This is a genomic window from Microbacterium sp. HSID17254 (assembly GCF_003989315.1).
Classification (GTDB): Bacteria; Actinomycetota; Actinomycetes; order Actinomycetales; family Microbacteriaceae; genus Microbacterium.
Map to the genome: position 1 here is coordinate 148,871 of NZ_RBLT01000006.1, position 19,141 is coordinate 168,011.

Genomic DNA, 19,141 nt, shown 5'->3' on the forward strand with positions numbered 1-19,141 from the left:
CGCGCCGTACCCTGAACAGATGAAGTACGCAGACTCGATCGTCGACCTCGTCGGCGACACGCCCTTGGTGAAGCTCCAGCACGTCACCGAGGGCATCGCGTGCACGGTGCTCGTGAAGCTCGAGTACCTGAACCCGGGCGGGTCGGCGAAGGATCGGATCGCGGCCCGCATCATCGACGCCGCCGAGGCCGCGGGCGATCTGCAGCCGGGGGGCACGATCGTCGAGCCCACGAGCGGCAACACCGGCGTCGGGCTCGCCCTCGTGGCGCAGCAGCGCGGCTACCGGTGCGTCTTCGTGCTCCCGGACAAGGTGGGCGAGGACAAGATCGACGTGCTCCGCGCGTACGGTGCCGAGGTCGTCGTGACCCCGACCTCCGTCCCGGCGGACAGCCCGGAGTCGTACTACAGCGTGAGCGACCGGCTCGCACGGGAGATTTCCGGGGCCTTCAAGCCGAACCAGTACGAGAACCCCAACGGGCCGCGCAGCCACTACGAGACGACGGGGCCGGAGATCTGGCGCGACACCGACGGGCGCGTGACGCACTTCGTCGCAGGCGTGGGGACGGGCGGCACGATCACCGGTACAGGACGCTACCTGCGCGAGGTGTCCGACGACGCGGTGCGCATCATCGGCGTCGACCCCGAGGGCAGCGTCTACAGCGGCGGCACCGGTCGGCCCTACCTCGTCGAGGGCGTGGGCGAGGACATCTGGCCCGGAGCGTACGACCCTGCCGTCCCGCACGAGATCGTCGCGGTCGGCGATGCGGAGTCGTTCGCGATGACGCGGCGCCTGGCCCGCGAGGAGGGCATCCTCGTCGGCGGCTCCAGCGGCATGGCCGTCGTCGGGGCGCTGCGGGTGGCGAAGGACCTGCCGGCGGATGCGATCATGGTCGTGCTCCTCCCGGATGGCGGACGCGGCTACCTGGGCAAGATCTTCAACGACGGCTGGATGCGCTCCTACGGCTTCAGCGACGTGGAGGAGGGGGAGACGGTCGCCGACGTGCTCGCGGCCCGGGCCTCCCGCCACGGCCTCCCCGACCTCGTGCACGCGCACCCCACCGACACGGTGCTCGAGGTGATCGGCATGATGACGGAGTACGAGGTCTCGCAGCTCGTCGTCCTCAGCGCGGAGCCGCCGGTGATGATGGGCGAGGTCGTGGGCACCGTCGACGAGAAGGGCCTTCTCGACCTGCTCTTCCGGGGCGACGCCGAACCGAGCGACGCCGTCGGCGCACACGTGGGGGAGCGGCTGCCGCTCATCGGCATCCACGCGTCGGTCGCGCAGGCACGGGCCGCGCTCGCCGACGCCGACGCCCTCCTCGTCACCGAGGACGGCAAGCCGCACACCGTGCTGACGCGACAGGACCTGCTCGGCTACCTCTCCCGGTGACGCGGGACGTAACAGGCCGGCACCCGTCGGAGGGCCCGGACATAGGCTGAGAGCATGTCCGACCACGACCACGCCTTCGCCACCCGAGCCATCCACGCCGGACAGGCGCCCGACCCGATCACCGGGGCGATCATCCCGCCGATCTATCAGTCGTCGACGCACGTGCAGGACGGCATCGGCGGCTTCCGGGAGGGCTACGAGTACAACCGTGCGGGCAACCCGACGCGCTCCTCGCTGGAGACGCAGCTCGCCGCTCTCGAGGGCGGGGTCGGGGCGCTGTCGTTCGCGTCCGGTCTCGCGGCCGAGGACGCGCTGCTGCGCGGCATCCTCAAGCCCGGCGACCACGTGCTCCTCGGAAACGACGTCTACGGCGGCACCTACCGCCTGCTCACGAAGGTCCTCGCGCCCTGGGGGATCGACACGACCACGGTCGAGCTCTCCGACGTCGACGTGATCCGCGCGGCGATCCGTCCCGAGACGCGCATCGTGTGGCTGGAGACGCCGAGCAACCCGCTGCTGAAGGTCGTCGACATCGCGCTCATCGTCGAGGTGGCGCACGCGGCCGGTGCCCTCGTCGTGGTCGACAACACGTTCGCCTCGCCGGCTCTGCAGCAGCCGCTCGCGCTCGGCGCCGATCTCGTCGTGCACTCGACGACGAAGTACCTGGGCGGGCACTCCGACGTGCTGGGCGGTGCCGTCGTCTTCGGTGACGACCGCTTCGTCGAGGCCGTGAAGTTCCAGCAGTTCGCGGTGGGTGCGGTCTCCGCGCCTCTGGACGCCTGGCTGACGACCCGCGGCATCAAGACCCTCGCGGTGCGGGTGCGCCAGCACTCCGAGAACGCGCAGGCCATCGCCGAATGGGCCCAGGCGCGGCCGGAGTTCGCGCAGGTGTTCTATCCTGGCCTCGCGTCGCACCCCGGTCACGAGATCGCGGCGCGGCAGATGAGCGGCTTCGGCGGCATGCTGTCGCTCGGTCTCGCCGCGGGTGCGGACGCCGCCCGGGCCTTCGCCGAGAGCACCCGCGTGTTCCAGCTCGCCGAGTCGCTCGGCGGCGTGGAGTCGCTCATTGGCTACCCGCCGGAGATGACCCACGCGTCGGTCCGCGGCACCGAGCTCGCCGTCCCGGAGAACATCGTGCGTCTCTCGGTCGGCATCGAGGACGTGGCCGACCTCATCGCGGATCTCGAGGAGGGTCTCGCCCGCATCGCCCGCTGACCGGCTCGGCGACCCGCGATCGCCGGGGCGTCCGTCACAATGGGACGATGAATCGACGGATGCTGCTGTGGTGGGGCGTCGCCTGCCTCCTCCTGGCCACTGCCCTCGGCGCACTCGTCGTCTTCGTGTATCCGCAGACGCCGGGCCTCGACCAGTGGTGGAACGACACGATCGCCGCGGTCCGCGCGGACTGGATGCTGAGCTTCGCCCTCGCACTGAACTGGATCGGCGGTGGCTGGGTCGCCATCCTCGCGGTGCCGCTGGCGACCATCGCCGTCCTGCTGCTCCTGCGCCGATGGCGGGGGGCGCTGTTCGCCGCGTTGTGCTTCCTCGTCAGCGCCGGTGCCGTCCAGCTCTTGAAGAACGTGTTCGGCCGCGCCCGCCCGCACGACATGCTCGTCGTGAGCGACTACGGCTCGTTCCCGTCCGGTCACACCGCGAATGCGGCGACCATCGCCCTGGTGCTCTGGGTGCTCTTCCCGCGGGTCTGGGTGGCGATCGTGGGGGCGGCCTGGATCGTGCTCATGGCCCTGTCGCGCACCTTCCTGTCGGTGCACTGGGCCACGGACACGCTCGGCGGGGCGTTCGTCGGCGCCGGCGTCGTCCTCGTGCTCGCCGCCTGGCTGGTGCCGTGGGTGCGACGCGACGTCGAAGCGACCGCCCGCGCCGATAGGCTGAGCGGAACCTGACCCGTCCGAGGAGCCCCCGTGTCGCGCATCCGTCCCTACCGTCCGACCGATCGCCCGGCGATGTTCGAGATCTGCCTGCGGACGGCCGACGCCGGAGGAGACGCCACCGGGGTGCTGTCCGATGACGAGCTGTGGGGGAATCTCTTCGCGGTGCCGTACGTCGAGCGGCACCCGGACCTCGCCTGGGTCGTGGAGGCCGAGGACGGGCGCACCATCGGCTACATCGTCGCCACCGACGACACCGACGCCTTCTACGCCTGGTTCCGCGACGAGTGGTGGCCGGGCCTGCACGCGCGCTATCCGCGATCGGCGGACCCGCAGACGCGCGAAGAGAAGCTGATCGAGTACGGCTACACCAGGGAGCCGGGGGTCGAGCCGCATGCCGCCGAGTACCCGGCGCATCTGCACATCGACCTGCTGCCGGAGACCCAGGGGCAAGGACTCGGTCGCGGTCTCATCGAGACGCTCTTCGCCGAGCTGCGTCGGCGCGGTGTCCCGGCGCTGCACCTCGGCATGGACCCCGCGAACTCCGGCGCGGCCGCGTTCTACGAGCGGCTCGGCATGACCGTGCTCCCGTCCGCGCCCGGTGGTCTGACGTACGGGGTGCGCTTCGACGGCTGACGCCGCCCGAAACGAGAGAAGACCTCCGCGATGCGGAGGTCTTCTTCGTCTGTGGCGGTGACGGCGGGATTCGAACCCGCGGTTGCTTGCACAACACACGCTTTCCAAGCGTGCTCCTTCGGCCGCTCGGACACGTCACCAGGGAACAACCTGTCCATCCTATCCGATGTCCCGGGGGCCTCGTGACATACCGGCGATCCAGGCCTGCGGTCGCGAAAGCTGTTATATTGCACCTCGTCAGAGGCCTGTATATCTTCATATGAAGACGCAACGGCGTCAGACGGATCCGGTTCTCTGGGGGGATCATGGGGACGAGTGCGACGACGGCACGGCAGGGCGACGGGTCGATGGGCGAGGACCCGCTCCTCGGGCCGCAGGCCCTGCGGGCGTGGGTCACGGGCGGGCATGCGGCACGCGGTCGCGTGTTCCTGCGCGAGGCGGAGACCGGCGCTGACGCCCTCGCGGCTGCGGCCGACCCCGAGGACGTGATCCTCGAGCCCGCAGGATCGGTGCCTCGGCCGGGGGCGGCGCGGGTCGTCGGCTACGGAGGACGGCTCGCCGACCTCGGCGACGAGCTCTTCCTGGGGGAGCGCGGCGTCGAGCTCCAGGACTACATCGCGGCCTCCTTCGTCCAGATCGTCGGACCGACGGCGATGCGCTTCTTCGACGAGGCGAGCTGGCGTGCCTTCCTCGACGACGCCGATCTCGCGCGCGGCACCGGAGTCTTCGCCGCGGCCATGCTCGACCCGCGGGTGCTGCTCGCGGACCGCTCCGCTCTCGCGCGGCCGCAGGAGGTGGAGGCTCCGCGCGCCCTCCGCATCGACGCGGACGGCGGTGTGCATCTCGGAGTGCAGGGGGAGGCGATCGGCCACGTGGACGACCTCCCTGCCGCCCTCGGGAAGGCCCTGCCCCTGGCGTCGGCGCTGGGCGGCGTGCCCGGCTCGGCGAACCTCATCGTCGAGCTCGACCGCCGGCCGTGGCTCCGCCGGTACCTCGACGCGGCCGATCTCCGGAAGATGCTCCGCCTGCCGAACGGCGCCGCTCGGATCGCGGGCTTCGGGTGGGCGCTCCTGGATGACGATCTCGCGGACGCGGAACCCTTGACCGACGACCCGTTCCTGCTCGACACCGCCGAGGGGTTCCTGCTCGCCGATGTCCGGACGCTCCGCCGGCACCTCCTGTCCCCGCTGACCGCTGCGGTGGTCGACGCGATCCAGACCTCGAGCACACGCGGACGTGCGGCGGCGCGCGTGGCCCGCGCCTGCGGAGTGCCCGATGCCCACGCGCGGCATCTGTGCCTGGAGGCGCTCGCCGCGCTCGGAGTCCACCTCGGTGCGGGGATCGAGGACACCTCGGGGGGAGGAGCACGATGAGCGCGCCGCACGCGCTGTGGACGTCGATGCTCCCCGCCGACACCGCCTTCCCTCCGGATCGGGTGGCGGTCGGCGCCTCCGGGCATCGCCTCTTCTACGCCGACGGCTCCGACCGCCTCTGCGCGACCAGCGGCCTGTGGAATGTGCCCCTCGGCTTCGGCAACCCGGCGGTGACCGAGGCCGTGAGCAGGGCGACGCGCGACGCCTCCTACCTCTCGCTGTTCCGCGCCCCGCACCGGTACGCCGAGGACGCCGCCGATGCCCTCATCGCCCTCGCGGGTTCCGAGCGCTACCGGCGGGTGATCTTCTCCACCTCCGGCGGGGCGGCCAACGACGCCGCCATGAAGCTCGCCCGGCAGTACTGGGCGCAGCAGGGCGCGGGCTCGCGGTCGCTCGTCGTCGGCCTGCGCGGCAGCTATCACGGCACGATGTACGGCAGCCACGTGCTGAGCGGCGACGACCTGCTGCAGTCGGTCTACGGCGTCGACCGGCGCACGGTGCGGCACGTGTCGCACGCCGACGACGGGGCGGAGCTCGAAGCGCTGCTGGAGCGTGAAGGCTCCCGCGTCGCCTCCGTCGTGGTGGAGCCCGTCCTCGGCAGCGGAGCCCATGCCTTGTCCGCCGTCTTCGTCCGTCGTCTCCTGGAGCTGAGGGAGCGGCACGGGTTCCTGCTGGTGGCAGACGAGGTGGCGACCGGTTTCGGGCGCACGGGCGCGATGTTCGCCACCGACCGCTGGGCGGCCGCGCCGGACGTCCTCCTCGTGTCGAAGGCGCTGACGAACGGGGCGATGGGAGCGGCGGCGCTCCTCGTCGGCGACCGCATCGCGACGGCGTTCGCCCGCGGCGGATGGACGTTCGTCCACGGGGAGACGCAGGCGGGCACGCCCGCCTGCGCGGCCGCGGTCCTCGCCGTGATCGACGAGCTCCGCCGCATCGACGTCGAGGCCACCACGCAGGCCCTGGCGTCGACGCTGCGCCGCCTCGCGCGGACCTGGCAGGAGGACGGGATCGTCACCGACGTCACCGGCAGCGGCTGCTTCGTCGGGGTGGGGCTCCGCGGCCCGGACGGGTCCCCGCTCTCCGGGACCGACGTCCTGGAGGTGGTGTCCGCCATCGCCGACAGCGGCGTCGTGGTGCACCCCGGTCCGAGCTCCTTCCAGCTCATCCCCGGCTACGGCTTCACCCCGGCGGAGGTGGCCGAGACCGACCGGGCCGTGCGAGGCGGCCTGGCACGGGTGCGGGAGGCGGCGGCATGACCGTGCCGTTCACCGCACGCGTCCCCACGCTGTGGCACGGGCCGCGCGCACGAGAGACGATGGCGGCTCTGACAGCGGGACGCGACACGCTGGTGATCGCCGACGCGGCCGTCGCGCGCCCGCTTCCCGCCGCAGCGTCCGCCCGGACGATGACGGTGGACGCCTCGGGGGTGGACGAGCTCGGCGTCGTCCTGATCGCCGACGAGCTCGTCCGACGACCGCCCGAGGTCATCGTCGCCGTCGGCGGCGGAAGCGTCCTCGATGCGAGCAAGATCGCGGCCCTCGCGCTCAGCCGCGGACGCCTCCTGGACTTCGCCCTGCGGCACGCGGCGACCTCGGCGCTCACGATCCTGCCCGACGCGCCTCCGCCGGTCGACATCGTCGCGATGCCGACGACGCTCGGCACGTCGTCGGAGACGAACAGCGTCGCCATCCTCCGGAACCGCTGCGGAGCCCGGCTCCTCGTCGGTCGCTCGCTGCGTCCGCGCCACGCCGTCCTCGATCCCGACCAGCTCGCCACACTCACCCCCGCGGCCGTCCGGGAGGGAGCGCTGGAGGCGTTCCTCCGGGTGGCCGGCGCCTCGACGAGTCCACGGACGGCGCGGGCCGACCGCGACGCGCGGCTCCTCGGCCGGGCGCTGCTCGAGGCGGCCTCGGCTGACGTGATGTCGACGACGGGACGGCTGCGCCTCGCGCGGCTCAGCGCCGCGACCCAGCGCACGGCCGCCCTCCGCGGGCCCGATCCGTACAGCGCCCGCCACTGGTACCTCGCGAACGAGGTCGCCTTCCATCTCGGCGTCCGCAAGATGACGGCCACGGCGGCGGTCATCGCCGCCGTCTGGCGGCGGATCGGTGCGGGCGATCCGCGCTGGGGCGACCGCGCCAGCCTCGACGCCTTCTGGGCCGGCGTCGCGGCGGGGACAGCACTGCCTCGTGACCCGGCCGCCGGCATCGCCGCCGTCGTCGACCAGGGAGGGCTCCCGTCACCGCCGCGCCCGAGCGGACGGGAGATCGATCGGATCGCCGCCGCCGTGGAGACGGCGTGGGGGGATCACCGCCCCATGCTGCGCGGAGTCCGCGCCGCGGACGTCCGCGCTGTGCTCCACGACTCCCGGTGGAGCCCGTCCCCGGTCGGCGATCGCCGGCCCGAGCAGCGGAGAGGAGGTGATGGGAATGAACGAAAGCACGGAGATGAGCATCCGGTTCCAGGAGCTCGACCCGATGGAGGCGCCCAGCTGGGACAGCTTCTACCAGGGCGTGATCGGCGCGCTGGTCCTCATCGGGATCGGTGCGGCAGCCGCCACGTGATGCCGTCCGGCAGCACCCGATCGGAGAAAGGAAGGAGGGACGCATGACCGCAGCACTGCCGGCGCTCGAGTTCACCGAACTCGAGGCCATGGACGCGCCGGGCGATGCCGATGACTACATCCGCGGCTTCGCCGTGGGCGTGATCATCGGAATTCTCGCTCTGACCTAGGAGGTGCACCGTGCAGTCCACGTCGCTGGAGTTCCTGGAACTCGAACAGATCGACACCCCGCTCGAGTGGTGGGAGCACGCGAGCTACATCATCGCGATCATCGGCGGAGCCGCCGCCATCGCGACCTGACAGCGGGTGCGGGCGGGATCGTCCGCCCGCACCCCCCGACCATCCAGCCGAGGAGAGGCGATGCACGGATGACGTCCCTGATCACCGAGACCGTGGCGGCACGGCTCGACCTCGTCGGCGCGACCGCCAGGGCACAAGACCTGTACGCCGGAGCCGGCACCGACTTCTACGACCGGCTCGTCGGCCCGGACCGGGCGGAGATCCGCGAGGTCCTGGGGCTCGCGCACACGGCCTCCGGACCCGTGCTGGACCTCGCCGCGGGCAGCGGACGGCTGACGATCCCGCTCGCACGCTCGGGGCATCGCGTCACGGCGGTGGATCTCTCCGCGGACATGCTCGCGCGTCTCCGCGGCGCCGTGCCGCACGGGGCGACCGTCGAGTGCGTCGTGGCGGACATGCGCGACCTCGCGCTCGGCGAGCACTTCGGCCTCGTCGTCCTCGGGGCGACCTCCATCACGCTGCTCGATCGCGAAGACCGGGCGCGTCTCTACGCGGGCGTTCGACGTCATCTGGCCTCCGCCGGCGTCTTCGCCCTCACCATCGCGGACGGGGCGTCGGCGGACACTCTCGCCCTCCCGACCGACCGCGAGATCACGGTCCCCGGCAGCGCGGGAGACGAGCCCTTCCTCTTCGCGCAGCAGATCGAGGACGACGGCGCCGTGCGGCTGATCAACTGGGTCCGCCTCGCGGACATCGCCCCGCGCGCGGAGGTGCCGGTCCTCACGAGTCGCCTGCACGTGCTGAACCCCCGACTCCTGGCCGACGAACTCGTCGAGGCCGGTTTCGCGGCGCCCGAGACGTCCCCGGTGCGGACGCCCGTCGGCGTGGAGATCCTCCTCCTCACCACCACCCGCGCCGAGGATGGAAGGGGCGGGCGATGACGACGGCAGGACCACGAGCCGTGCGGCGACGTCGCGGACGAGGACGGGACGCCCTCACCGCCGAGTCGTGTCCGACCCTGGCCGCCGGCGTCGCGTTCGAGCCGACGGCGGAGGGCTCCGGGTGGCTCGCCACTGTCCAGGGCGTGCCGTCGGCGCGGCTGTCCCGACCGGTCGTCGACCTGCTGACGGCGATGGACGGCCGCACCGCGGTCTCCGCGCTGCGTGCCCGTTTCGCGGCGGGGGAGACCGATGAGAGCGTGCTGCGACTGATGGAGCGCTTCCGCGACACCGGGCTCCTGGACGGGGGTGCGTCCCGGCTGCCCGGTCGTGTCACGTATCGACCGCCGTTCACCGTGCAGTTCGCGACCCTCCGCGCGTCCGCGCTCTTCGCGCGTCTCGACCGTGTGGTCGTGCCCGTCCCGCATCGTGCGGTCCTCGCGGTCGTCGCCGCGGTGGTCGGTGCCGGGACCGTCGGCGCGGCCCTGCACCTCGGCGAGCTGGGTGCCGTGCTCGCTCGTCCGGTGCCGCTCGCCGGCTTCGCCCTCGTCGTCGTGGCGCTCGGCCTCGCGACCCTGGTCCACGAGACCGCGCACGGGCTCACCCTCACCCGGCTGGGAGGCCGGCCGCGGCGCGCGGGGTTCATGCTCCTGTACCTCACGCCCGCCTTCTTCGTCGATGTCACGGACGGCTGGCGGCTCCCCGACCGCCGGCATCGTGTGGCGATCGCCCTGGCCGGCCCCGCCGTCCACGCCACGGTGGCGGCGGTGGCGATGCTCGCCGCTCTCGCCCTGCCGTCGTCGGCGGCCCGCGAGACACTGCTGCTCCTCGCGATCTCCTGCACGGTCGTCGTGCTCGTGAACCTGATCCCCTTCGTGCGCTTCGACGGGTACCTCGCCCTGATGAGCGCCCTGGACGAGCCGAATCTCCGGAGGAGGTCGATCCGCGACGGCGCGGGCTTCCTCGCCCGCCTCGTGTTCGGGGCGCCGCGGCAGCCGCGGGCGCTGGAGCGGTGGTGGAGCGTGCCGTTCGGTCTCTGCTGCCTGGCGGCCCCGGTCGTCATGGTGCTGTTCGCGGTCGTCCGGACCGCGCAGCTGCTCGACGGAGCCGGCCCGGCGGCGAGCCTCTTCGTGCTCGCTCTGGAGGCCGTCGTGGTCATGGCGGGCGTCGTCCTCCTGGTGCGCGCTCTGGTCCGGATGTGGCGATCCGGTGCCTCGCGGTTCCGCCTCGTCGGCGTGACCGCCGCGCTCGCGGCCGGAATCGTGGCCGCCGGCATCCTCGTCCCGGTCCCGACGGCCGCGGTGCTGGGGTTCTCCGTGGACGACGACCGGGTGGTCCTGGTGCGGGGCGGACGGGATCCCGGCACCCGCATCCCGGACGGCGCCCCGGTGGTCTTGTCGACGCGGGGCATCCTCGCCAGCGAGTACCGCGGCGAGGGGACGATCAGGACCCGACCTGCGACGGAGACCGAGGTGCCGGTCGAGGCGCTCTTCCCGGTCAGGACGCCCGGGGCATCGGTCCCGGCGACGGCCGTGGCGGAGGTGGAGGTGTCGGGGGAGCGCAGCGCCCTCCCGGCAGCGGGACAGGCGCGCGTGCAGCTCGGCACGGCGCCGCTCTGGCAGGCGCTCTGGGCGGCGGTCGCGTCGCCGCTGGCAGCTCTCACGAGCGAGGAGGAGAGAGGATGACCATGAATCAGCACGCCATCGAGGTACGCAGCCTCACGAAGAAGTTCGGACGCCGCACCGCTGTCGAGGATCTGTCGTTCGCGGTGCCCCGCGGGGCGATCGTCGGGCTTCTCGGCCCGAACGGCGCGGGGAAGTCGACGACGCTGCGGGCGATCGTCGGTCTCGTGCGGCCGACCAGCGGCGAGGCCGTGATCGACGGGGCGCCGTTCGGGGCGCTGGACAACCCGGCCGCGCACGTCGGCGTCCACATGGACGGGTTCGGCTTCGAGCCCGGCATCTCCGGGCGACGGCACCTGGAGATCTGCCGACTCGCAGCCGGTGCGCCGCGCGGCCGCGTCGACGAGGTGCTGGACGAGGTGGGCCTCGCCGCCGATGCGCGCCGCCGCGTGAAGACCTACTCGACGGGTATGGCGCAGCGGCTAGGCCTGGCCGCGGCGTTGATCGGTGGGCCGCGGACGCTCATCCTCGACGAGCCGGCCAACGGTCTGGATCCCGACGGCATCCGCTGGCTGCGCGGGTTCCTCCGCGGCTTCGCCGAACGCGGCGGCACGGTGCTCGTCTCCAGTCATCAGCTCTCCGAGCTCGAGCAGGTCGTGGACGAGGTGGTCGTCATCAAACGACGCGCGCTCTTCGCCGGGAGGCTGGACGACCTCGTCACGGGCGGGGCCGACTCGCTCGAGAGCCGGTACTTCGATCTCGTCGAAGGAGCCCCCGCATGAGCGGCGTGATCCGGGGCGAACTGCTGCGCGCGGTGAGCGGGCTGTCGATCCTGGCCGTGTACCTCGTCGCGGTCCTCATGCCGGCCTTCGTGCTCTTCTCCGACGGTTCCCGTCTCGCGGTGGACGGCCTCGACGCGGGCGCGGCGACGGCCCGGCTGCTGGAGCCGCTCGCGTGGTCGGTCATCTCGGCGGCGTTCGTCGGCGCGTACCCCGTGACGCGGGAGTACTACTACGGCTCCATGGACCGGACGCTCACGGCGGTCGGGTTCCGCCGCGCCTTCCCGGGGAAGCTGGTCGCCGGCGTCGTCATCGCCCTCGCGCTGGCCGTGGTGGTCGTCCTGCTGTGGATGCTCGGCATCTCGGTCTTCCTCGCCCGGCACGGGCTCAGCCTCGTGTTCACGGCGGAGGCGGGGCGCATCGTCGCGGGGGCTCTGGGCGGCGTGGTCCTCGGCGCCCTCATCGGCGGAGCGATCGGCTGGATCACCCGGAACTACTACGCGACGGCGATCATCGTCCTCGTCTTCCCGATGGCGCTGGAGTTCGCGATGCTGCGGACGGCACCCGAGATCGCGCGGTTCTCGCCGGGAATGGCCATCGCGGCGCTGAGCGTGCCGGAGTACCAGGGCCGACTGCTCGCCTTCGCGCCCGCCCTCGCCATCGGGACGGCGTGGGCGGTCGGCCTCGTCGCGCTCGCCGCCGTCCGGGGACGCCGGAGCGTCGCGTGATCGGTCGAGCGTTGCGGGCACAGGCGCGGGGCGCGGCCGGGGACGTCGTCCTCCTCGGGGTCGCGCTGGCGGCCTTCCTGCTGTCCCTCTCCCTGGCGACGAGCATCCCGGCGGAGCTCGCCGAGGCCCCGTCGGCGGCCAGGGAGGAGCTCGTCGCCCCCTTCGACGCCGTGCTCGCGACCTACGCCGGCATCCTCGCGGCCGTCTACGGCTCCTTCCGCTACACGATCGACCGGCGGGACGGCGTCGTCGCGCAGCGGCTGATGCTGGAGTCGCGGTGGGCGATGCTCGTCGTCCGCGTGCCCGCCGCGGCGCTGGGCGGCGCGGTCGTGGCGGCCGCCGCGGCGGTCGGCGGGCACACGGCGCTTCTCGTCACCCTGGGCGGCGTCCCCGTGCACGCGCCGGCCGTCGCGTCGGCTGTCGCCCTCGGTGCGGCCGCGGCGCTGTGGGGTCTGGGGATCGGCATCGTCGTGCAGGCGCATCTCGCGGCGCTCTTCGTCGCCGCCCTCTCGATGGGGGTGGGCCTCCTCGCGGCGATGTTCTGGAGCGCCGGCGCCGTCTATCTGCCGCTTCCCGCCCTGCTCGACGCCTTCCGGTTCGACGTGGCCGCCCTGGGCATCCCCGCGGGAGAGGGGCTCGGGCCGGCGGCGGTGCCGATCGCGGCGGGCTGGATCCTGCTCGCGGTCGGGGCGGGAGCGGTGGTGTTCCTGCGGCGAGACGTGAGCTAGCTCGACGGGAGGCGACGTAGGATTCCTGGGTGGCCACCCCCAAGATCGTCCTCTTCTACGCGTTCACCCCGCTCGCCGATCCGGAGGCCATCCGCGTCTGGCAGCGTGACCTCGGCGAGGCGCTGGGGCTGCGCGGACGGCTGCTGATCTCGTCGCACGGCGTCAACGGCACTCTGGGCGGGGATCTCCCGGCTCTGAAGAAGTGGGCGCGTTCGTTCCGCTCCTACGCCCCTTTCCGGCACACCGACATCAAATGGAGCGAGGGCACCGGACTGGACGAGGCGGGCCGCAGCCTCGATTTCCCGAAGCTGAGCGTGAAGGTGCGCGACGAGATCGTGTCGTTCGGCGCCCCGGATGAGCTGCGGGTCGACGCGCACGGCGTCGTCGGCGGAGGGGCGCGGCTCACCCCCGACGAGCTGCACGCCCTGGTCGCCGAACGCGGGGACGAGGTCGTGTTCTTCGACGGCCGGAACGCGCTGGAGGCGGAGATCGGACGCTTCCGCGGCGCCGTCGTGCCGGACACCGAGACCACCAGGGACTTCGTGCGTCTGCTCGACTCCGGCGTGTACGACGACCTGAAGGGCAAGCCCGTCGTCACCTACTGCACCGGGGGCATCCGCTGCGAGGTGCTGTCGAGCCTCATGGTGTCCCGCGGCTTCGGCGAGGTCTACCAGCTCGAGGGCGGGATCGTCCGCTATGGCGAGACCTATGGCGACGACGGCCTCTGGGACGGATCGCTCTACGTCTTCGACGGGCGCGGATCCGTCGACTTCTCGGACCACGCGCGGGTGATCGGCGTCTGCGCGGGATGCGGGGCGGCGACGAAGCGCACCGCGAACTGCCCCGACCCCTCCTGCCGGGCGCAGTTCGTCGTCTGTGCGGACTGCGACGCGGTCGCCTGCCCGACGCACGCGGAGCCGTCCGCGGCGCACCTCTGACCGCGGCGCCTGCCGACCGTCAGGCCAGGAGTCGGGAGTCGGAACCCCGCGGCGCATAGAGCGACCGCGGCAACAGCAGCGCCTCGGCCCGAGTCCCCCCGGCGACGTGCGCGCGGAGGCTGACGAGCACGGCCTGCAGGGGGAGGGCGAGGTCGTCGGCAGCGGCGGACGTGCGCGCATAGTTCGCGCGCTCCACCGCCGTGACCAACCGGCCCAACGCGGCCTCGTCCGCACCTGCCTCCCTGACGAGCCCGGCGGCACGTATCCGCGGGCTCTCCGCGTCCGAGACGGGGATCCGGAGGTCGATCAGGGTGTCGCGCAGCTCCGCCCACGCCGCGGCGGCGTCTCCGTGGGCGGCACGACGCATCCGGAGGCGCCGCTCGAGGAGCCGGACGACGGCGGGGAGGAGGAGCACGATCACCACGCCGAGTGTCGTGAGGAGGACCGGTGTCGGGTCGAGCCGGCGCAGCTCCCCGGAGTCCGTCGAGCCGGCATCCGCATCCCTCCGGTCGACCTCCGGCCCGGAGGTCTCCTCGGTCTGTGGAGCCGTCGTGGGTGCGGGGGTCGCCGGGCCGCTGCTGCTCCCGCCCCCGGTGGTGCCGGCACGGAAGGCCGTGGGGACACCGAGCGAGGCGGTCGGCTCGAAAGGCACCCAGCCGATGCCGGGGAACAGCACCTCGGGCCAGGAGTGCAGCTGGTCGCTCGACACCGAGAAGATCGACTCGTCACCGCGCTTCTCGTCGGTGGGCGAACCGGGGAGGTATCCGACCACGATCCGCACCTGCATGCCCAGGCTCTCGGCCATGAGCGCGAAGGAGCCGGCGAAGTGCACGCAGTATCCGGAGCGTTCCTCGAGGAATCGCGCCACGGCGTCGGCGCCGGTGCCGTCGAAGCCCTCGTCGACCGGCGTCTCCAGCGAGTACTCGAACTGCGACCGGAACCAGTCCTGCAGCGCGACGAGCCGGTCGTAGTCGGTCTCCTCGTCCGCGGTCACCTCGGCCGCGAGCTCGGGGATGATGGCCGGGAGCTCCACCTCCTCGTCCTCGTCGGTCTCGCGGGGCGGGGCCGCTTCCGTCGCACGGATCTGCTCCAGCGTCGGCGTCACGCGGAGGGAGGTCACGGTGTAGTCGTTGCCGACCGCGTCGGCGCGGCGGGAGAACAACGTGCGGTTGTCGGGCGAGACGCGCCACGCCGCGCTGAGCCCCTGCACGTCCGTGGCCGGATACGGCACGGGCAGCCAGGAGCTCGACATCCGCAGCACCCGGATCGAGGTCGTCTGCTCGGCGGCGGTCACGTCCTCGCTCCACTCCGCGTCGCCGAACCCGTCCGCCTGGGACTGGAGGTCGCCGCGGTCCGGCTGCCAGACGCGGCCGTCGAACCGGGAGAGCGTCGTGAGGCGGAGGTAGGGAGCGGTATCCGCCTCGGTGGCCACCGTCAGCACCTCGACCGGACTCGGCTGTCGGAGGTCGTCGCCCAGGCGCAGGGAGGCGTCGACCGTGACGCCGACCCCGGTCCCGGCGATGCTGGACGCGACCGGGAGCAGCGGGGTCACGAGGAGCGTGGTCGCGATGGCGGCCGCCCCGACGGAGACCGCGACACCCGCCGAGGCGCGGCGCGGGGACTCGGGGTGCCGTCGCGCCGTGACCCGGAACAGGAGGAGGGCCACGACCGCCGCGATGGCGAACCAGGCCACGTTCGGCGGCCCCAGCGTCACGATCATGGGCACCGCGCCGACGGCACCCAGCAGGACGGTGGCGAGGACGGCGGCCCGGTGGGCGAGGAGGTGGTCGAGCAGGATCGCGACGAGGGCGAAGCCCGCGCCCAGGGCGGCCGCGAGCCCGGGGGAGGCCTCCAGCGGAGCCGAGCCGAACACGATCTCCTGGACTGCTGCGGAGCCGAGGGCCTGGAACAGCGTGAGCGTGTCGGACGTCGGCACCACCCCCGCGATGGCGGTGTCTCCCGCGAGGAGCAGGGTGAGGAGACCGACGGCCACGAGGAGCTGCGCGAGAACGGCGACCAGGCCGACGACGGTCGCAGGACGGTCGCGCAGCAGATGCCGTACGAGCATGCCGGCGCCGATCACCGCGACGACGACGAGGGCCACGACGAACGACCAGACCCCGGGGGCGATGACCGAGGTGAAGGGCCAGAGCGCGGTGAGCGCGGCGAGGGCGGCGAGGCCACCGAGGGCGAGGATCCCGGCCGGCTCCTCCCGATCGCGGTGCCAGCGCGGGCGGGTGCCGGTGGGCACGGCGGCGGGCCGCGGCCGCTCATCCCGGAACATCGACGGCTCCCGTCCGTGCCGAGAGCGCGTCGTCCCAGGCCTCGGCGACGTCGGTGCCCAGTCGCGCCACGGTCCAGCCGTGCTGTCGGGCGGCCTCCTCGGCGCCCGGCAGCGGGTCGGTGCTGAAGAGGAGCGGTGCGGCGGCGCCGGCGGGGCGGAGCAGCGCGGCGTCCTCCTCATCCAGTCGGCCGGTCACGTAGACGAGCGGTCCGGGCGGTGTCCCGGCGAGCAGGGCGACGAGGTCGCGGCGCTCGCCGCGCGGTGTGACCATCGCCAGCGCGACCAGCAGGCCGTCCCGGTCGTCCTCGTGTCCGCGGAGGGCACCGAGGAGCGTGCCCGCGCTGTCCAGGACGTCGACGCTGTATCCCTCGGCGGCGAGATGGAGGGCGGCGGATGCACACAGCGAGACCGCGGCCTCGAACGTCGGATCGATCTCCTCGGCATTCGCGGTCCACCCGCTGCCCGAGCGGTCGAGCACGACGACGGCGTCCGGGCTCGACTCCTCCTCCTCCTGCCGGACCATGAGCTCTCCGCGGTGCGCCGTCGCCCTCCAGTGGATGCGGCGCATCGAGTCGCCGGGCGCGTAGCCGCGGGGCGAGAGGTTGTCGCTGCCCTGGCCGAGCCGGGTGGAGGAGGTGTGCGCCGTGCCGCCTGCCGCGCCGATGCGGACGGCGAGCGGGGTCAGCGCGAAGACCTCCGGGACCACCGTGATCGTCCGCGTGTCGCCGAACGCCTGCTCCCGCTGCGCCAGACCGAACGGATCGACGGTGCGCAGCAGGAGCGGCCCCAGGGGCCAGACGCCGCGACGGACGCCGGTGACGAGGTAGCTGAGCTGCGGGGTGTCGGCGGGGTATTCGCCTCCCGAGTCGCCGGTGACGGCGGAGGGGAGGACATCGTGCCACAGCCCGTGCGGCACCCGGAGGGCCCGGAGCGTGAAGCGGACCGTCACGCGCGAGGTCTCCGAGACCGTGAGGAGGTCGGTCGAGATCTGCCGGGTGACCGTTCCGGAGCGGCGGGGGAGGCGGACGGCGAGAGCCGCGAACAGCGTGAGCGCGGCCAGCAGGACCCCGAGGTACAGCAGGATCCGCGCACCGAGGATGTTGGCCGCGATCACGCATCCGAGCGCGGCGATGAGCGCACCGGTGCCGCGCGCCGTGAGCAGTCGACGTCGGCGCATGGCGGTGTCCTCAGGAGCGGGTCGCGACGGGCACGCGCACGCGCTCCGCGATCTGGGTGAGCGCCGCCTCGACCGGCTGGGCACCCGCCCGATGCGCGCCGCGGGCGGGGAGCAGCCGATGGGCGAACACGGGGATCAGCAGGTCCGTGATGTCATCCGGGATGACGTAGTCGCGGCCGTCCAGCGCGGCCCAGACCTTCGCCGCGCGGACGAGCTGCAGCGTGGCCCGCGGGCTGGCGCCGAGGTGCAGGCTCGGGTCGGTGCGGGTGGCCTGGGCGAGGGCGACCGCGTACTCCTCGAGTGCGGGCGCCACGTGCACGGCCCGGGCCCAGGCGATGAGCTGCGAGATCGCGGTGGCGTCCGCGACCGGGGTCACGGTCGCCAGCGGGTTCACGACGTCACGCTGCCGCAGCATGAGGGCCTCGGCCGCGGGGTCGGGGTAGCCCATCGAGATGCGCATCATGAACCGGTCGCGCTGCGCCTCGGGGAGCGCGTAGGTGCCCTCCATCTCCAGCGGGTTCTGCGTGGCGACGACGAGGAACGGGTCGGGCAGCCGATGCGTAGAGCCGTCGACCGTGACCTGCCCCTCCTCCATGGCCTCCAGGAGTGCGGACTGGGTCTTGGGGGAGGAACGGTTGATCTCGTCGGCGATGACGATGTGGGCGAAGACGGCGCCGCGCTTGAACTCGAACTCGCGATCGACGGGGTTGTAGACCGAGACCCCCGTGACGTCGCCGGGCAGGAGGTCAGGGGTGAACTGGATGCGCCGGACGGTGGCGTCGACGGTCGCGGCGAGGGCGCGGGCCAGCATCGTCTTCCCGACGCCGGGCACGTCCTCGATGAGCAGATGGCCTTCGGCGAGCAGGCAGACGAGGGCGCTGCGCACGGCCTCGGGCTTCCCGTCGATCACCTGGCTGATCGAGCCGAGGATGGCCGCGGTCTGGGCGGCGAATCCGTCGGCGTCGATCGCGACCGGGCTCAGGGGGGCGTTCTCTGGCATGCGTTCCCTCTCGTCCGGCGCAACGATGCGCGTGCATCGATCGTACGCTCCGCACGGCCCGCGGGACCATGCCGGGCTGCGGTCGTCGGGTCCCGTCGGCGTCGGGTAGAGTGGACGACGGCTCTCCGCGTGGCGGCATCCAGGCCAATTCCCCCAGGGCGGAAACGCAGCAAGGGTAACCGGGCTCTGCTGGGTGCGCGGAGGGTCTTTTCTTTTGCCCGCGTCCAGCCGGCCGCAGGGTGCTCCTGCGAGAATCGAACGGTGACCGTTCCTCCGCCGGCCAGACCCGAGCATCCGCTGCGGCGATTCGCGTCGCCCGTGCTGCTGCTCGCGGCGATGTGGGCAGTGCAGTTCGCGGACGCCGTGCTGCCGGGCTCCTTCAGCGGCCTCGGCATCCGCTCGTGGGACCCTGCGGGACTCCTGGGGATCGTCTTCGCCCCACTGCTGCACGCGAGCTGGGCGCATCTGATCGCGAACTCCGTGCCGTTCCTCGTGCTCGGCTGCCTGGTCGCGGTCGAGGGCACGCGCCGGTTCTGGGCCGTCACCGTGATCGTCGCGGTCGTCGGCGGGCTCGGGACCTGGCTCGTGAACGCCCCCGGCACGCTGACCGTGGGTGCCTCCGGGCTCGTCTTCGGGTACTTCGGCTACGTGGTGATGCGGGTGTTCGCTCCCGGCCGCGTGTCGCACCGCATCCTCTACGCGGTGATCGCCGTCGTCGTGATCGGGCTGTACGGCGGCACCATGCTGGCCGGGGTGTTCGGCGTCGCGGACGGCGTGTCCTGGCAGGGCCATCTGTTCGGCGCCATCGGGGGCGGTGCGGCCGCGCTCGCCGGACGGCGTCCCGACCAGCGCCGCG

19 protein-coding genes, 1 tRNA gene, 1 other RNA gene and 1 pseudogene are annotated in these 19,141 nt (G+C 72.9%); 18 read left to right on the top strand and 4 right to left on the bottom strand.

Features of this window, described 5'->3' with window-relative positions:
- Positions 1-19 precede the first annotated feature (19 nt).
- Genes D8M34_RS05100 through D8M34_RS05115 form a run of 4 tightly spaced genes read left to right on the top strand, consistent with a single transcriptional unit; the run spans position 20 to position 3,915 of the window.
- Positions 20-1,390: a cystathionine beta-synthase gene (locus D8M34_RS05100; RefSeq protein ID WP_126893316.1), complete on the top strand. Its 1,371-nt coding sequence runs from the start codon at positions 20-22 to the stop codon at positions 1,388-1,390.
- Between the two features lie 54 nt (positions 1,391-1,444).
- Positions 1,445-2,605, top strand: coding sequence for a cystathionine gamma-synthase (locus D8M34_RS05105; RefSeq protein WP_126893317.1), 1,161 nt, complete (start codon positions 1,445-1,447; stop codon positions 2,603-2,605).
- Between the two features lie 47 nt (positions 2,606-2,652).
- Positions 2,653-3,294 carry a phosphatase PAP2 family protein gene (locus tag D8M34_RS05110; protein ID WP_234024150.1) on the top strand — a complete coding sequence of 214 codons (642 nt, stop codon included), beginning with the start codon at positions 2,653-2,655 and terminating at the stop codon, positions 3,292-3,294.
- An 18-nt stretch (positions 3,295-3,312) separates the two neighbouring features.
- On the top strand, positions 3,313-3,915 hold the full coding sequence (locus D8M34_RS05115) for a GNAT family N-acetyltransferase (RefSeq protein ID WP_126893318.1): 603 nt from the start codon (positions 3,313-3,315) through the stop codon (positions 3,913-3,915).
- Positions 3,916-3,967: 52 nt separating this feature from the next.
- Here D8M34_RS05115 and D8M34_RS05120 read toward each other — a convergent pair.
- Positions 3,968-4,055: transfer RNA gene (locus D8M34_RS05120), tRNA-Ser, on the bottom strand.
- A 165-nt stretch (positions 4,056-4,220) separates the two neighbouring features.
- Here D8M34_RS05120 and mpaB point away from each other — a divergent pair.
- The 12 genes and pseudogenes from mpaB (at position 4,221) to trhO (ending at position 13,824) form a co-directional block, all read left to right on the top strand.
- Positions 4,221-5,288, top strand: a complete 1,068-nt coding sequence (mpaB, locus tag D8M34_RS05125; protein WP_238695599.1) for a daptide biosynthesis RiPP recognition protein — start codon at positions 4,221-4,223, stop codon at positions 5,286-5,288.
- Complete coding sequence (gene mpaD / locus D8M34_RS05130; protein ID WP_126893319.1) at positions 5,285-6,544, top strand: daptide-type RiPP biosynthesis aminotransferase; 1,260 nt, start codon at positions 5,285-5,287, stop codon at positions 6,542-6,544. The genes mpaB and mpaD overlap by 4 nt, the downstream gene beginning before the upstream one ends.
- 59 nt (positions 6,545-6,603) lie before the next feature.
- Positions 6,604-7,644, top strand: a pseudogene (mpaC, locus tag D8M34_RS05135) (daptide-type RiPP biosynthesis dehydogenase); the annotation flags it as partial.
- 121 nt (positions 7,645-7,765) lie between these two features.
- Positions 7,766-7,852, top strand: a complete 87-nt coding sequence (mpaA1, locus tag D8M34_RS19835; protein WP_374209022.1) for an MpaA1 family daptide-type RiPP — start codon at positions 7,766-7,768, stop codon at positions 7,850-7,852.
- A gap of 43 nt (positions 7,853-7,895) precedes the next feature.
- Complete coding sequence (gene mpaA2 / locus D8M34_RS19735) at positions 7,896-8,021, top strand: MpaA2 family daptide-type RiPP (protein WP_257721411.1); 126 nt, start codon at positions 7,896-7,898, stop codon at positions 8,019-8,021.
- Between the two features lie 10 nt (positions 8,022-8,031).
- Positions 8,032-8,151, top strand: coding sequence for an MpaA3 family daptide-type RiPP (gene mpaA3, locus D8M34_RS19815; RefSeq protein ID WP_301178377.1), 120 nt, complete (start codon positions 8,032-8,034; stop codon positions 8,149-8,151).
- Positions 8,152-8,219: 68 nt separating this feature from the next.
- The gene (gene mpaM / locus D8M34_RS05140; protein ID WP_164498162.1) at positions 8,220-9,032 is read left to right on the top strand and encodes a daptide-type RiPP biosynthesis methyltransferase; all 813 of its coding nucleotides are present in this window, start codon (positions 8,220-8,222) and stop codon (positions 9,030-9,032) included.
- Positions 9,029-10,714 (top strand): daptide biosynthesis intramembrane metalloprotease, encoded by a 1,686-nt coding sequence (mpaP, locus tag D8M34_RS05145; protein WP_126893320.1) that lies wholly within the window; start codon positions 9,029-9,031, stop codon positions 10,712-10,714. The genes mpaM and mpaP overlap by 4 nt, the downstream gene beginning before the upstream one ends.
- Positions 10,711-11,433, top strand: a complete 723-nt coding sequence (locus D8M34_RS05150; RefSeq protein WP_126893321.1) for an ATP-binding cassette domain-containing protein — start codon at positions 10,711-10,713, stop codon at positions 11,431-11,433. Before mpaP ends, D8M34_RS05150 begins: the two co-directional genes overlap by 4 nt.
- Positions 11,430-12,158, top strand: a complete 729-nt coding sequence (locus D8M34_RS05155) for an ABC transporter permease (protein WP_126893322.1) — start codon at positions 11,430-11,432, stop codon at positions 12,156-12,158. The genes D8M34_RS05150 and D8M34_RS05155 overlap by 4 nt, the downstream gene beginning before the upstream one ends.
- Positions 12,155-12,886: a hypothetical protein gene (locus D8M34_RS05160; protein ID WP_126893323.1), complete on the top strand. Its 732-nt coding sequence runs from the start codon at positions 12,155-12,157 to the stop codon at positions 12,884-12,886. Before D8M34_RS05155 ends, D8M34_RS05160 begins: the two co-directional genes overlap by 4 nt.
- 29 nt (positions 12,887-12,915) lie before the next feature.
- Positions 12,916-13,824, top strand: coding sequence for an oxygen-dependent tRNA uridine(34) hydroxylase TrhO (gene trhO / locus D8M34_RS05165; RefSeq protein WP_126893324.1), 909 nt, complete (start codon positions 12,916-12,918; stop codon positions 13,822-13,824).
- 19 nt (positions 13,825-13,843) lie between these two features.
- Here trhO and D8M34_RS05170 read toward each other — a convergent pair whose 3' ends face one another.
- The 3 genes from D8M34_RS05170 to D8M34_RS05180 are packed head-to-tail and all read right to left on the bottom strand — an operon-like array spanning position 13,844 to position 18,285.
- Entirely contained in the window at positions 13,844-16,108 is a 2,265-nt protein-coding gene (locus D8M34_RS05170; RefSeq protein WP_126893325.1) for a transglutaminase family protein, read from the bottom strand.
- A complete protein-coding gene (locus D8M34_RS05175; RefSeq protein ID WP_126893326.1) occupies positions 16,095-17,285 on the bottom strand; it encodes a DUF58 domain-containing protein in 1,191 nt (396 codons plus the stop codon). Before D8M34_RS05175 ends, D8M34_RS05170 begins: the two co-directional genes overlap by 14 nt.
- Before the next feature lie 10 nt (positions 17,286-17,295).
- The gene (locus D8M34_RS05180) at positions 17,296-18,285 is read right to left on the bottom strand and encodes an AAA family ATPase (protein ID WP_085606278.1); all 990 of its coding nucleotides are present in this window, start codon (positions 18,283-18,285) and stop codon (positions 17,296-17,298) included.
- Between the two features lie 116 nt (positions 18,286-18,401).
- On the opposite strand from D8M34_RS05180, the gene ffs reads away from it, so the two are divergent.
- Together ffs and D8M34_RS05190 are read left to right on the top strand one after the other, a co-directional pair.
- An RNA gene (ffs, locus tag D8M34_RS05185) (signal recognition particle sRNA small type) lies at positions 18,402-18,498 on the top strand.
- Between the two features lie 48 nt (positions 18,499-18,546).
- On the top strand, positions 18,547-19,141 hold a 595-nt coding region (locus D8M34_RS05190; RefSeq protein WP_126893327.1), incomplete at its 3' end, for a rhomboid family intramembrane serine protease.